This is a genomic window from Streptomyces sp. NPDC001832, assembly GCF_040297265.1.
Lineage (GTDB): Bacteria > Actinomycetota > Actinomycetes > Streptomycetales > Streptomycetaceae > Streptomyces.
On sequence record NZ_JBEOYU010000011.1, the window covers coordinates 83,637 to 98,071 of the forward strand.

Annotated in this window: 10 protein-coding genes and 1 tRNA gene; 9 read left to right on the top strand and 2 right to left on the bottom strand. The window is 71.0% G+C overall.

Annotated elements, in window-relative coordinates; genetic code table 11:
* Positions 1-23 precede the first annotated feature (23 nt).
* The 8 genes from tmk (at position 24) to ABT115_RS12130 (ending at position 10,914) form a co-directional block, all read left to right on the top strand.
* Positions 24-3,185 (top strand): dTMP kinase, encoded by a 3,162-nt coding sequence (tmk, locus tag ABT115_RS12095; protein WP_351787308.1) that lies wholly within the window; start codon positions 24-26, stop codon positions 3,183-3,185.
* A gap of 177 nt (positions 3,186-3,362) precedes the next feature.
* The gene (locus ABT115_RS12100) at positions 3,363-4,568 is read left to right on the top strand and encodes a DNA polymerase III subunit delta' (protein WP_351787310.1); all 1,206 of its coding nucleotides are present in this window, start codon (positions 3,363-3,365) and stop codon (positions 4,566-4,568) included.
* A gap of 164 nt (positions 4,569-4,732) precedes the next feature.
* Positions 4,733-6,259, top strand: a complete 1,527-nt coding sequence (locus ABT115_RS12105; RefSeq protein WP_351787312.1) for an alpha/beta hydrolase — start codon at positions 4,733-4,735, stop codon at positions 6,257-6,259.
* A 119-nt stretch (positions 6,260-6,378) separates the two neighbouring features.
* A tRNA-Thr gene (locus ABT115_RS12110) sits at positions 6,379-6,452 on the top strand.
* Between the two features lie 550 nt (positions 6,453-7,002).
* Entirely contained in the window at positions 7,003-7,605 is a 603-nt protein-coding gene (locus ABT115_RS12115; protein WP_351787314.1) for a hypothetical protein, read from the top strand.
* 2 nt (positions 7,606-7,607) lie between these two features.
* Positions 7,608-8,897 (top strand): peptidoglycan-binding protein, encoded by a 1,290-nt coding sequence (locus ABT115_RS12120; protein WP_351787317.1) that lies wholly within the window; start codon positions 7,608-7,610, stop codon positions 8,895-8,897.
* Positions 8,894-9,604 carry an ABC transporter ATP-binding protein gene (locus tag ABT115_RS12125; RefSeq protein WP_351787320.1) on the top strand — a complete coding sequence of 237 codons (711 nt, stop codon included), beginning with the start codon at positions 8,894-8,896 and terminating at the stop codon, positions 9,602-9,604. Before ABT115_RS12120 ends, ABT115_RS12125 begins: the two co-directional genes overlap by 4 nt.
* A 71-nt stretch (positions 9,605-9,675) precedes the next feature.
* Positions 9,676-10,914, top strand: a complete 1,239-nt coding sequence (locus tag ABT115_RS12130; protein WP_351787545.1) for an ABC transporter permease — start codon at positions 9,676-9,678, stop codon at positions 10,912-10,914.
* 294 nt (positions 10,915-11,208) lie between these two features.
* Here ABT115_RS12130 and ABT115_RS12135 read toward each other — a convergent pair whose 3' ends face one another.
* Positions 11,209-11,559, bottom strand: a complete 351-nt coding sequence (locus tag ABT115_RS12135) for an SH3 domain-containing protein (RefSeq protein WP_351787323.1) — start codon at positions 11,557-11,559, stop codon at positions 11,209-11,211.
* 345 nt (positions 11,560-11,904) lie between these two features.
* On the opposite strand from ABT115_RS12135, the gene ABT115_RS12140 reads away from it, so the two are divergent.
* A complete protein-coding gene (locus tag ABT115_RS12140) occupies positions 11,905-13,533 on the top strand; it encodes an ATP-binding protein (protein WP_351787326.1) in 1,629 nt (542 codons plus the stop codon).
* 53 nt (positions 13,534-13,586) lie between these two features.
* Here the strand turns inward: ABT115_RS12140 and ABT115_RS12145 are convergent, their stop codons facing one another.
* Positions 13,587-14,282 carry a response regulator transcription factor gene (locus ABT115_RS12145; protein ID WP_351787329.1) on the bottom strand — a complete coding sequence of 232 codons (696 nt, stop codon included), beginning with the start codon at positions 14,280-14,282 and terminating at the stop codon, positions 13,587-13,589.
* Positions 14,283-14,435: the final 153 nt, after the last annotated feature.

Here is a 14,435-nt window from a genome sequence, read left to right on the forward strand (position 1 = left end):
ATCGCTCCGGATAGGCTGGGCGGATGACGCGAGCCGAGCAGTCAACGGTCGTGAGCCCCACCTCCGACACACTTGCCGCAGACTCACGCGAGCGTGCCGTACGAGCCTTGTTGCGTGTTCCCCCGCTGAAGCGGTTGTGGAGTGCCCAGCTCGTCGGCAGTATCGGCGATGCACTCGCCCTTCTCGTGCTGGTGCTGATGTCGTTGCAAGCGGCGGTCCTTGAGGGCTCATTCGGAGCTGGGTACCGAGGGGTGGCGTTTGCCGTCGCCGCGGTGTTCGGCGCCCGGGTCCTTGCCACCCTGCTCTTCGGAGCCGTACTTCTGGGGCCGCTGACGACGCTCACCGCGCCAGGAGGACCGCTGGACCGGCGGTGGCTGATGATCGGGACGGACGGGCTGCGGCTCGCGCTGCTGGTCGTCGCACCGCTGTGGATCGACTGGATGCCCGACCAGGCGCTCATGATGATCCTCATCACCGTCTTCGTCGTCGGCGCAGCTGAACGCCTGTGGACGGTCGCGAAGGACGGTGCCGCCCCCGCGCTGCTGCCCGCTTCGCCCCCCGAAGGCGCCGTGGTGCGCCCGCTGCCCGACCACCTCGACGCACTGCGCCGGCTCTCCATCCGTACCGACTTCGCCGCCATTCCGGTCGCCGCGGTCGTCCTGCTGACCGCCACGCTCATCAGCAACCTGCTGGGCTCGGGCCTGGAGTGGTTCTCGTTCCACCAGGCGGCCCTCGGCTCGTACGTCGCGGCCGGGCTCTTCTCGGCCTCGATCTCCACCGTGTATTTCCTGGAACTGCCCGGTACGCAGACACCTCGCCCGCGCTCGCCGCTGGAGGGGCTGCGCCGGCCGTCGGTCGGTAGCGGACCCGACAAGGGCCGCACCGGATCCGTACCGCTGATCGTCGGGGCCTCGGCCGCAGTCGCCGGAGCCATTGCCGGCGCTGCCGCCGTCGCCGTGCTGCACGCCGCCGACCTGGGCGGCGGCCCCGCCACCTTCGCCCTGCTGATCCTCGGCCTGACCGGCGCCACGGGCGTCGGCATCCGAACCGCGGGGAAGGTGCTGCCCGCACTGTCGCGGCGCCGCATGCTCGCGCTGGCCACCGCAGTCACGGGCATCGCGCTCCTTGCCATGGGGCTCGTGCCGGACACGGCGACCGTGCTGATGATCGCGGTGCTCGCCGGATACGCGGCGGGTGTCGCCGCCGGCACCGGTCATGTCCTGGTCGACCAGGAGACCGAGGAGTCCCGCCGGGCCAGGACCACCGAACACCTCCAGGCCGTTGTACGGGTCCTCATCGCGCTCGGCGCACTCGCGGGCCCGCTGCTGGCCGCCGCGATCGGCAAGCACCGGCTGGCCTCCGGCGACTTCGTCTTCGCCCACGGCGGAGCGGCTTTCGCGCTGATGCTGATGGGCGCACTGCTGCTGCCCGTCGCCGCGATCGTCCTCGCCAAGACGGACGACCGCTCCGGAGTGCCGCTGCGCCGCGATCTGCGCGAGGCACTGCGCGGTGGCGACCCGGCCGTCGCCCCCGCCGCGACCGGTTTCTTCCTCGTCCTGGAGGGCGGCGACGGCGCCGGCAAGTCCACTCAGGTCGAGGCGCTCGCTGAGTGGATCCGCGCCAAGGGCCACGAAGTCGTCGTCACCCGCGAGCCGGGCGCGACCCCGGTCGGCAAGCGGCTGCGTTCGATCCTGCTCGACGTGTCGTCGGCCGGGCTCTCCAACCGGGCCGAGGCACTCCTGTACGCCGCCGACCGTGCCGAGCACGTCGACTCGGTCGTGCGTCCGGCGCTGGAGCGCGGCGCGATCGTCATCTCCGACCGCTACATCGACTCGTCCGTCGCCTACCAGGGCGCCGGCCGTGATCTCTCTCCGACCGAGATCGCCCGGATCTCGCGCTGGGCGACGAGTGGACTCGTGCCGCATCTGACGGTGCTGCTGGATGTCGACCCGGAGACCGCGCGGGAACGGTTCACCGAGGCGCCCGACCGGCTGGAGTCCGAGCCGCCCGAGTTCCATGCCCGGGTACGGTCCGGTTTCCTGACACTGGCCGCGGCCGCCCCGACCCGCTACCTGGTGGTGGACGCGGGCCAGGATCCGGAATCGATCACCACGGTCGTACGCCACCGGCTCGACCAGCTCCTTCCGCTCTCCGAGGCCGAGATCAAGGCCCAGGAGGAAGCGCGCAAGGCCGCCGAGGAGGAGGCCAGGCGCAAGGCCGAGGAAGAGGCGGCCCGCAAGGCCGAGGAGGAGCGGCTGGAGCGCGAGCGGCAGGAACAGCTCGCCAGGCTCCGCGCCGAGGAGGAGGAGCGTAAGCGCCGAGAGCTGGAGGAGGCACACCGGCGCGAGGCGGAACGCCAGGCGGAGGAGGCCCGGCAGCGAGCCGAGGAAGCCCGGCGTCTGGCCGAGGAGGAGAGGGCCAGGCTGGCGGCCGAGGAAGCGGCCCGCGAGGCAGAGCAGGCCCGGCTGCGCAGGCAGGCCGAGGAGGAGGCCCGGCTGCGCAAGGAGGCCGAGGCGCGGCGGCTGGAGAAGCAGCGCAAGGCCGAGGAGGCGTTGCTGCGGGCCGAGGAAGCCCGTCGGCAGGCCGAGGCCGAGGCGGCTGCTGCGGCGGAGTCCGTACCGGACAGCGAGATCACGGTGTCGACACCGATCGTCAACCCGAACGATGTGACGCAGCCGGTGCCTTCGCCGGTCAGCCCGCCCTCGCCCTTCGACGAGGCCGAGACGGCAATGCTTCCGAAGGTCCACGACCGGCCCTCCGACCGGTCCGGGCGCCCTGGCGCGGAGGGCGCCGCGGATGAGACGGCGGTTCTTCCTCCGGTACGCGACGAACGCGACGAACGCAACGCCCGGGATGCTCGGGACGCGAATCCGGCGGACCGGGTTCCGAGGGGCATCTTCCGCGACGAGCGCCCGGCGGACTCCGCCCGGGAGAGCGAGAACGAGCGCACGCGCGAGCTACCGCAGTTCAGCGACTCGCCCGCGGTCGCCCCGCAGCCGGTTCAGGACCACTGGGACGGTCAGGAGCGCTCGGAACAGCAGGAGCGCCGAGGCCGGCGCCGTCCTGACTGGGCCGAGGAGACCCCGCTGGACGATCTGCCGACACTGGCGGACGAGCTGCTGGGCGACCATCGCGACGACGAGGGCTCGGGAACCTCGGGCCGGGGACGCCGCCCGCGCCGCTGATCCGCGACGGCTGCTGGGCGGGCCCGCCCAGCAGCCGGACCGCCGGGATTGTCAGACCCGTCCCCCACAATGGGAGTCGGATCGGGGAAGCCGGATCGACAAGCAGCGACATCACAGCCGCGCGGCCGCATCGCACGACCACCGCGCAGCCGCGCACCACCGGAAGGGCAGTGACCCATGACCGTATGGGACGACCTGGTCGGCCAGGACCGGGTGCAGGAACAGCTCGGTGCCGCCGCCCGGGACGCCGATGCGCTGGTCACCGCCCACTCTGCGGGGGAACCAGTGCCTTCGGGGTCGAAGATGACCCACGCCTGGCTGTTCACAGGCCCGCCGGGTGCCGGCCGTTCCACCGCCGCCCGCGCATTCGCCGCCGCCCTCCAGTGCACCAGCCCCGACCGCGCCCTGGGCGGCGCACCGGGCTGCGGCTTCTGCGACGGCTGCCACACCAGCCTCATCGGTACACACGCCGACGTCGAGGTGGTCCGTACGGATCTGCTCTCCATCGGTGTGAAGGAGACCCGAGAGCTGGTCCGCCGCGCCCAGCTCTCCCCGGCCGTCGGCCGCTGGCAGGTCATCGTCCTGGAGGACGCCGACCGGCTCACCGAAGGCGCGGGGAACGTCCTGCTGAAGGCGGTCGAGGAGCCCGCGCCGCGCACGGTGTGGCTGCTTTGCGCACCCTCCCTCGAAGACGTGCTGCCCACCATCCGTTCCCGCTGCCGTCACCTCACGCTGCGCACGCCCCCGGTCGACGCGGTCGTCGATGTCCTGATCCGGCGCGACGGCATCGATCCGGAGCGGGCCGCGTCCGCCGCCCGCGCCACCCAGGGCCACATCGGCAGGGCCCGCCGCCTCGCCACCGACGAGAAGGCCCGCTCGCGTCGCGCCGCCGTGCTCAAGCTCCCGCTGCGGGTCGAGGACATCGGAGGCTGCCTCAAGGCCGCCCAGGAGCTGATCGACACCGCCACCGATGATGCCAAGCAGGTCTCGGAGGAGGTCGACGCCAAGGAGACGGAAGAAATGAAGGCCGCCCTCGGCGCCGCCGCCGGGGGGCGGATGCCGCGTGGCACGGCAGGGGTGATCAAGGAACTGGAGGACAGACAGAAGCGCCGCAAGACCCGCACCCAGCGAGACAGCCTCGATCTGGCGCTCACCGATCTGACCGGTTTCTACCGCGATGTTCTGGCCATCCAGCTGGGCTCGCGCATCGCCATCGCCAATGCGGACGCACAGGACGCCCTCGACCGCATCGCCCGATCCTCCACGCCCGAGCGCACCCTGCGCCGGATAGAGGCGGTGATCGCGTGCCGTCGCGCGCTGGACCGCAACGTGGCGCCGCTGCTCGCGGTGGAGGCGATGACGATGGCGCTGCGCGCGGGCTGATGCCACTCGCTCGTCGCCGTTGCCTGTCAGAAAGCCCGTCACCGCTGCCTATTACGGCCTGATCCACTCTCTATCGTGCACCAGGCCGTTACTGCTTAGATTGCATTTTCACCCGTACGAGCAGAGAAGCGGGCGAGCCGTCACGCGGCGACTACGCTCCGGGGATGGACACCAGGCGCCCGCTCCGCATACTTGCCACCGTGCTCGGCACCGCCGGCCTCCTCATCTCCGGGTGCAGCAGCGGCAGTTCGACGAACGCCTCGCCGTCCTTCCCATCCAGCCCCGCCGCGCTCGCGCCGTATTACGCGCAGCAGCTGAACTGGCGGGACTGCGGCGTCGAGGGGTTCCAGTGCACGACGATGAGGGCGCCCCTGGACTACGCGAAGCCGGACGGCGGCGACATCAAGCTGGCCGTCGCCCGTGCGAAGGCCACCGGACCGGGCAAGCGGATCGGCTCCCTCCTGGTGAATCCGGGCGGCCCCGGCGGTTCGGCCATCGGCTATCTCCAGAGCTATGCCGCCATCAGCTACCCCGCCCAGGTCCGGGCACGTTACGACATGGTCGCCATCGACCCGCGCGGAGTGGCCCGCAGTGAGCCCGTCGAATGCCTCACCGGTCCGCAGATGGATGCCTACACCCAGGTCGACCAGACCCCGGACGACGCAGCCGAGGTCGACAGGCTGAGCGACGCCTACAAGGAGTTCGCAAGCGGCTGCGAGCGGCGCTCGGGCGAGATCCTTCCGCATGTCTCCACCGTCGAGACGGCCCGCGACATGGACATGTTGCGTTCCCTGCTCGGTGACGAGAAGCTGCACTATGTCGGGGCGTCATACGGCACCTACCTCGGTGCGACGTACGCCGAACTCTTCCCCGCCCGGGTCGGCCGCATGGTCCTGGACGGGGCGATGGACCCGTCGCTCCCGGCGGTCGACGCGAACCGCGACCAGACCGCGGGTTTCGAGACGGCGTTCCAGTCCTTCGCCGCCGACTGCGTGAAGAAGGCGGACTGCCCGCTCGGCACCACCTCCACCGCCGACGCGGCCGCCCGCCTGAAGCAGCTCTTCGCCGGCCTCGATACCAGGCCGATTCCCACCGGCACCTCCCGCGAGCTCACCGAATCCCTCGCCACCATGGGAGTCATCGCCGCCATGTACGACGAGTCGGCCTGGCCCCAGCTCCGCGATGCCCTCACCGCCGCCAAGAAGGGCGACGGCTCCGGCCTGCTCTCACTGGCGGACAGCTACTACGAACGCGGGTCGAACGGCAGGTACACGAACCTGATGTTCGCCAACACCGCGGTGAACTGCCTGGATCTGCCGCCCGCCTTCGCCGACGCCGATGCCGCCGCCCAGGCGCTTCCCAGCTTCGAGAAGGCGTCCCCGGTCTTCGGCAGGACCGTCACCTGGTCCGCCCTGAACTGCGCCTATTGGCCGGTCCGCCCCACCGGAACCCCCCACCGCATCGAGGCCAAGGGCGCCGACCCGATCCTCGTGGTCGGCACCACCCGCGACCCGGCCACCCCGTACAAGTGGGCTGAGTCCCTGGCCGGCCAGCTTTCCTCCGGCATCCTCCTCACCTACCGCGGCGACGGCCACACGGCGTACGGCCGCAGCAGCGACTGCATCGACACGGCGATCAACACCTACCTCCTTGACGGCACCCCGCCGAGCGAGGGCAAGCAGTGCTCCTGAGTCCGTCCGGCCCGCCACTGACCTGCGGAAACGGGGCAGGGCAGGGCTGGTACGGAGCACCCCCGGAAACTGTGTAGACTTGGCGACGCTGCTGATCGCACCATGGTGCGACAGGGTGTGCCGCCTTAGCTCAGTTGGCCAGAGCAACGCACTCGTAATGCGTAGGTCTCGGGTTCGAATCCCGAAGGCGGCTCAGAGAAACCCCAGGTCACATAACCTGTGACCTGGGGTTTTCTGTTGCTCGGGGCATGACGCGTCACAGACGCTGTGACTTTGCTTGCGTGAGCGATGCGTGAGCGGAGCCGCTCAGAGACCTACTTCTTGGGTGTTCGGCGCGCGACCTTCTTGTCCGCCTTGGCCTGGGCTTTCGCCTTGTTCTTCGGCTTGCCGCCCTTGGCCCTGCCAGGTTCTCGGCTGCGGCCTTCTTAGCCTTCTCCTTCTTCGCGGCCTTACGTGCCGCCTTCTCGGCCTCGGCCTTGCGCTGAAGGGGGACCAGTTTCGCGGTCGCCTCGGCGGCGCTCCTGCCCACCTGTGGCAGGAATGGAGACGGCGCCAGGGCGCCGATGGTCGCGTGCCCCTTGCGGTTCGCGGCGACAGTGCGGGGCCAGTTGGGCGACGGGCGGAGACGAGAGGATCGCATGATCGCGTGACAGGTTCTTCAAAAGTTCTTCATGACCTCCGGCCTACGGTCACCCTGCCTGCCGCACCCGCGGCCGGGTGCGACAGGAGGAGCGGGAGAACCGATGAGGATGAACCGGGTACTACTGGCCGCGACGGCGTCGGTCCTGGCCTTCGCGCTGACCGGTTGCGGCAACGACGACGACGGTGCGAAGGTTCCTTCGGCGGGCGGTGCCGACAAGTCCGCCTCGGCGGGGGCAACCGGTGGCGGCAGCGGGGGTGGCGGCGGGGACGAACTGGCCGCGTACGTGAAGGGCCAGCGCGAGTGGGTGAAGTGCATGCGCGACAACGGCGTCGACGTCCCCGACCCGGACGAGACCGGGCAGGTCGACCTCTCCGGTCAGGGTCTCGCCCTCAAAAAAGACCCGAAGTTCATTGATGCGGCGAAGAAGTGCTCCGCGAAGAAGCCCGCCGTCCCCGAGAGCGTCGAGGCGGCCAACCGGCCCAAGCTCACTCCCGAGCAGATCAAGGCCAAGCGCGAATACGCCGAGTGCATGCAGAAGAACGGCGCCCCGGACTTCCCTGACCCGGGCCCCGACGGCTACGGCGGCGATAACAACTCCGGTGCGCCGGAGTGGAACCAGAGCTCGGCCGGTGCGCAGCGCGCGACGCGCACCTGCGCACCCATCATCGGCGCCCCGACCAACCCGCCGGCGGGCAAGGGCTGACGATGGCCGAGACGGTGACGCATATCGATGACGAGCCCGGAACGGCTTCCACGCCGCCGCCGCGCGGCAGGCGGGGTCGGCGTACGGCGCTGATCGCCTCCACCGTGGTCGTCGTGGCGGCGGTCGCCGTGGTCGGCGCGCTCGGACTCGGCGGCGGGGAGGACGAGGAACCGAGCGCCCCACCCCGGTCCGGCTCCCTCGTCTCGGTGACCCGGGTGACGCTGACCGAACGCACCACGGTAGACGGCCAGTTGGGATACGGTACGGAGCTTCCGCTGCCCATCAAGGCACAGGGAACCGTAACCTGGCTGCCCGAGACAGGCGCCACGGTCGAGCGCGGCGACGAGCTGCTCCGGGTCGACGACCGGCCGGTGGTCCTGATGTACGGAAGCCTGCCGATGTACCGGTCCCTGGGGCTGACAGCCCAGGAGAACGAGCAGGGCTCCGACGATCGGAACTCGGACGAGCAGCAGCAGAGTGACGGAGGCGGGGACGGCAAGTCCCCGAATCCCTCTGGATCAACGGCGCCGGGGGGCACCGGAACCGGGGGGGACCCCGGCTCCTCCCGGGCGCCGCGCGAGCTCAAGGGCATGGATGTCATGCAGTTCGAGACGAATCTCGCCGCCCTGGGCTACACCGGCTTCACCGTGGACGAGAAGTTCACGAGCGGCACGGCCGACGCCGTCAAGCGCTGGCAGAAGTCGCTCGGTGTGGCCCAGACAGGCACGGTCGATGTGGGCGACGTCATCTACTCCGCGGGCAAGGTACGGATCGGCCAGCCCGGCACCCGGCTCGGCTCCGCCGTCGGGGAGAACACCCTCACGTACACCGGAACGGCCCGTAAGGTGACCGTCAACGCCTCCGCCGCAGACGCCGCTTGGGCTGTCCGCGGCGCGCGCGTCGCGGTCAAGCTGCCCAACGGCAACCCTGTGCAGGGCGAGGTGGCGGCGATCGGCAAGCAGGCGACCGCGCCCGAGGGGGGCGGCGGCGGAGGCGAGGGCGGCGGGTTGGACCGGCCCGCCACGATCCCGGTGACCGTCACCATCGAAAACCAGAAGGCCGTCGGTCAGTTGGAGAGCGGACCTGTCACGGTCGAGTACGTGGGCAAGGAGGTCAAGGACGCGCTGACCGTCCCCGTCTCCGCGCTCGTCGCCCTCGCCGAGGGCGGACACGGTTTGGAGACCGCGGACGGCCGATTCGTCGCTGTGAAGACCGGGCTGTTCGCCGACGGCAACGTCGAGGTCAGCGGTGCCGCGGTCCGCGAGGGCATGAAGGTGAGGATCCCCGAGTGAGCGGCGATGCGACGACTGTCGTGGAGTTCGACGCGGTCTCCAAGACCTATCCGGGCGGCGTGGCCGCCGTACGCGACGTGAGCCTGCACATCGAGCGGGGCGAACTGGTCGCGATCGTCGGCCCGTCGGGCTCAGGCAAGTCGAGCATGCTCAACCTCATGGGCAGCCTCGATCGCCCGTCCGCGGGCCGGGTCCTCGTCGACGGCCACGACGTCGCGAGCCTGTCGGACCGGGAGGTCTCCGCGCTGCGGGCCACCCGGATCGGCTTCGTCTTCCAGCAGTTCCACCTGGCCGTGGGCGTCCCTGTACTGGACTCGGTCGCGGACGGACTGCTTTACGCGGGCGTGCCCATGCGCCGGCGCCGGGCCAAAGCGTCGGCCGCCCTGGAACGGGTCGGGCTCAGCCACCGCGTCCACCACCTCCCGCATCAGCTCTCCGGTGGCGAGCGCCAGCGCGTCGCCGTGGCCCGCGCCGTGGTCGGCGAACCGTCGGTGCTGCTGGCGGATGAGCCGACCGGCAACCTCGACTCGACGTCGGGCGCGGCGGTGCTGACCCTGCTGCGCGAGCTGAACGCCGCAGGCACGACCGTCGTCGTCATCACCCACGACCGTGAGATCGCCGCCGAGCTGCCACGACGCATCGAGATGCGCGACGGCCGTCTGGTCGCCGACATCGCACAGAGCACGACGATCGGGGCGCCCCGGTGACGGACCACACGACCGACTCCTCCAGGCAGGACAGCCGGAAGGCGGACCCCGAGACCGTCCAGATCCGTGCACTGACGCCCGAGTCCCCGGCCGTCGGGGCTCGGGAACCGTCACGGCCGCAGGCCAGGCTGCGCGCCGCCCGGCTCGGTCCCGCGGACGTCGTCCGGCTCGGCGGCACCGGTCTGCGGACCCGCCCGCTGCGGGTCTTCCTGTCCGCTTTCGGCATCGCCATCGGCGTCGCCGCCATGATCGCGGTGGTCGGCATCTCAGGCTCCGGACAGGCGGAGGTGGACCGCCGGCTCGACGCACTCGGCACGAACCTGCTGCGGGTCGCCCCGGGAGAGACTCTCGACGGCGCCAAGGCCAAGCTCCCCGTGGAGTCCGTGGCGATGATCGGGCGGGTCCCGCCCGTGCAGCAGGTCGCCGCCACCGGGTCGACGGGGGCGCACATTTACCGCAATGACCGCATCGCCATCGGCCGCACCGGCTCCCTCGACGTCCTGGCGGCCGGCTCCGACCTGCTCCCGGCCGTCGGCGGCCACGTCCGCAAGGGCCGCTGGCTGGACTCCGCGACGGAGAAGTACCCGGCCGTCGTGCTCGGCGCGACCGCCGCGCAGCGGCTCGACGTGTACACCCCGGGTACCCGGGTCTGGCTCGGCGGCCGTTGGTTCTCGCTGGTGGGCGTCCTCTATCAGGTGCCGCTCGCGCCGGAACTCGACAGCGCCGCGCTGGTCGGCTGGCCTGCGGCCAGGACGTACCTCCGCTTCGACGGGCATCCGTCGACGATCTACGTCCGGGCGGAGGACAGCCAGGTCACGTCGGTACGGGCGGTGCTCCCGGCCACGGCCAATCCCGCGAAGCCCGGCGAGGTGCAGATCTCCCGGCCCTCCGACGCGCTCGCGGCCCGCGAGGCGACCCAGTCAGCGCTCACCGGCCTGCTGCTCGGCCTCGGCGGCGTCGCGCTCCTGGTCGGCGGGGTCGGCGTCGGCAACACCATGGTCATCTCGGTCCTGGAACGCCGGCCGGAGATCGGTCTGCGCCGGGCCCTGGGGGCCACGAAGGGCCAGATCCGCACCCAGTTCGTGACGGAGTCCCTGCTGCTGTCGCTGATCGGCGGCCTCGGCGGAACCGTGCTCGGGACGCTGATCACGGCCGGGTACGCCTTCAGCCGGGACTGGCCGACGGTCGTCCCGGCCTGGGCGAGCGCGGCCGGCATCGGCTCGACGCTGCTCATCGGCATGATCGCCGGTCTGTACCCGGCGGTCCGGGCGAGCAGGCTGTCACCGACAGAGGCGCTGTCCGGCACATGAGCCCGGACAGCGCCTGGAGCGGGGTCGGAAGCCGCAGTACACGTACGAGCCGCCGTCGGGCAGTACGTCGTCATGGATCCAGCCCGGTTGCCCGGTGTGCGCGGCGGCCGGTGTGGCAGTGGTGAGGGTGAACGGGACGGTCAGGGCCCATCGCCGCGACCGCCGGAATGAGGGCTGCAAGTCGGAACTTCAGGAGCTCCTTCGCGATGCCATTGCCGTACGAGGCAGGGGCGGCCTCGTACGAGACCGCCCCTGATGTGCTCTTACCGCGAGGTGTTCAGCGCTCGCGCGGCATCAGCACGGGGTGTAGCTGCCACCGTTGCTGAGCAGGTCGTCACGGACCCAGCCGTAGACGCCGGTCGAGTCGTTGCGCAGGTACGTCCAGCTGTAGCCGTCGTTGCCCACCGTGTAGCAGTGGTAGTCCAGCGTCTGGGTCGAGTAGGCCACACCGTTGATGCCACAGCTGGTGCTGGAGCCGCTGCGCTCGTTGGCGCCGTTGGCCCACTTGCCCCACGAACCGCCGTCCTTGTCCGAGGCGCCGGTGCCGCAGTTGGCGTGCGCAGCGGCCGGGGTGGCGGCGACCATCGGGACGGCCAGGGCGGCCATGGCGACGGCGGGAAGAATTGCTGCGAGTCGACGCTTCATTTGGAACCCCCAATAGTGTCGTTCGTCAGCGCTGCACCCAGGAACCTGACGGAACCCAGGGGAAATGCAGCGGCCTTCGCACCAACCGGAGTGCGAGTGGCGTAAGTACGATCGCCCGCCGACGGGCCTGAAGAAATCGTTCCGCTGTCGAGTGGCCACTTTCCGTATCTGAGTGACCTAAAGTGAATTGAATGAAAATCCGTCATTCCTGAGGCGCATTGGCTGATTCCACGCTCTTGTGGATCACATCCCCGCAGCTCAGCGACCGTCCCGTAGTTTGGGAAACCCGACCGAAGGAGTCCCGTTGAGCGCACACGTCCTGAAGTCCGGGGTGGGAAGCACGCGATGAGCTTCCGACTTCGGGTGCTCGGTGTGCTGATGCTGATCGCCGTGACTGCCACGGCCGCCACCGCCTGGCTCACCCTGCGGCAGGCCAACCGGCAGGTGCAGGAGGCCGTCGCGGCCGACCAGGAGGAGGTCTCCCGGGTCATCGGCGAGCTGCGCGCGTACGGCTTCGCGCACGGCACCTGGGACGGGTTCGCACCGGCAGTGGGCGCGCTGTCGAGGGACACCGGGCAGCGCGTCCGGGTCGCCACGGAGACCGGCGTCCTGCTCGCCGACTCTGACACCCTCGCGGGCCGCGAGCCGCGCCCGCTGGGCAGCCAGCCCCCGGTTCTGGTCGACCCGCGCCCGGTGCTGCGGTTCGACCAGGGCCTGGTGCCGAGCACCGTCGAGAAGCTGACCGTGGTGGCGATCGTCGGATATCGCGCGGCAGCGGCCGACGCGGCGTGCCTGACCCGGGCAGGGGCGGAGGTGACGGCCCGCACCGACCGCATGGGCATCCCCGTGGTCGCCGTCGAGAGCCGGCCAGCCCAGTGCAAGGAGCCGCAGCCCGCCCGCGATCCGCAGCGAGCCCGGGATTTGGCCGCGGCTAAGGCATGCGAGACCGTCCAGCCGCTCGTCCCCTGCCTCCAGCGCGTTTTCAACGATCGCACCGCCTCCGTCGCCCCACCCCGCCTCGAAGTGCGCCTCGGGTACCAGGACGAGTCCCCGCCCACGATCGCCGCCGCCCCCACCGTCGCCGTCGCTGTCGGGGTCGCGCTCGCCGCGATCCTCGGGGCGCTGCTGCTGAGCCGGGCCGTGCTGCGGCCCGTGCGGGCCATGACGCTCGCCGCCGAGGGGCTCGGCGAGGGGGATCTGGAGCGGCGCGTGCCGGTCTCCGGGCAGGACGAGATCACCCAGCTCGGCAGGGCGTTCAACCGCATGGCCGACTCCATCCAGGCCGGCGAGGATCGCCAGCGCCGCCTCACCGGCGACATCGCGCACGAGCTGCGCACCCCGCTCGCCAACCTGCGCGGCTACTTGGAGGCCCTGCGGGACGGGGTCGTCGAGCCGACGCCCGAACTGCTCGACTCGCTCCACGAGGAGGCGCTGCTCCAGCAACGGATCGTGGACGACCTCCAGGACCTCGCGCTCGCCGAGGTCGGCGCGCTCACCTACCACCGCTCCGAGGTCAATCTGCGGGACCTCCTCGAAGCCGCCCGCACCGCGCACCGCGCCCACGCCGGGACGGCGGGCGTGGCGCTGGAGGTGGAGGCCCCGCACCCGGTGTACGTGACCGCTGACGCGGACCGGCTCCGCCAGGTCGTCGGCAACCTCGTCGGCAACGCGCTGCGCGCCACGCCGTCCGGCGGGCGCGTGACGCTGGCTCTCGTCCCGCGCGGCGAGTTGGCCGTCGTCGAGGTGCGGGACACCGGCAAGGGGATACCGGCGGAGCACCTGCCGCACCTCTTCGACCGCTTCTGGCGGGCGGACGCGTCACGGGGCCGGGCAACCGGCGGCAGCGGTCTTGGCCTGTCGATCGCCCGGCAGATCGTGACCGACCACCAGGGCACCATCGACGTGGCAAGCACGGTCGGGGTGGGCACGACGTTCACCATCGTCCTGGGCGCGCGCCCGGTCCCGGCCCTCTGAACCGCTCAGGTCCCGGCGCTTCGAAGCCGCGAACGCCGGCACCCCGGAGCCGCTCAGGTTTCATCCGCGAGCCGGTAGCCCCGTCCGTACACCGTTTCCAGCAGCCGTGGGCGCCCCGGTGCCTCCAGCTTCCGCCGCAGGTTCATCACGTGCGCGTCGACAGTCCGCTCCAGCACGTCCTGGTCGAAGCCGAAGACCCGCTCGATGATCTGGGCCCGGGTGAAGACCCGCCCGGGCTCGCGGGCCAGCGACTCCAGGATGGAGAACTCCTTCGAGGTCAGCGCCACCGGCCGGCCCGCGACCCGGACCTCGAACCGCGCGGTGTCCAGCTCCACCTCGCCGACCCGCAGCAGCGTCGTCCCGGCCGACGCTGACTTCTTGGCCCGCCGCAGCAGCGCCCGTACCCGCGCGGTCAGTTCGCGCGGGCTGTAGGGCTTGGTGAGGTAGTCGTCCGCGCCGAGGTCGAGCCCGAGGAGCATGTCCTCCTCGGTCGTGCGGGCGGTCAGCAGCAGGATGGGGACGTCCTCGGTGCCCGGCTCGGTTCTCAGGATGCGGCACACGTCGAGTCCGTCGACGTACGGCAGCATCACGTCGAGCACGATCAGATCGGGCCGGATCGACCGCGCCTTCTCCAATGCGGCGCGACCGTCGGCCACGACCTGCACCGCATTGCCCTCCCGTTCCAGATAAATCCGGATCAGCCGAGACTGTTTTTCGTCATCCTCGGCGACCAGAATCCGAGCGCTCAACGCTCCTCCCCCAGCGAGATCCTGTGAATTCCAGCACCGTAATACAGAACCGGCCGAGAACTTACGTCGCCCTTCGGCCGCCCGGCCGAAAACCGCCCCTTCCCCATCCCACCGGGACCGGCCGCCGCGCCTCGCGGCGGCAACACGGCGAAT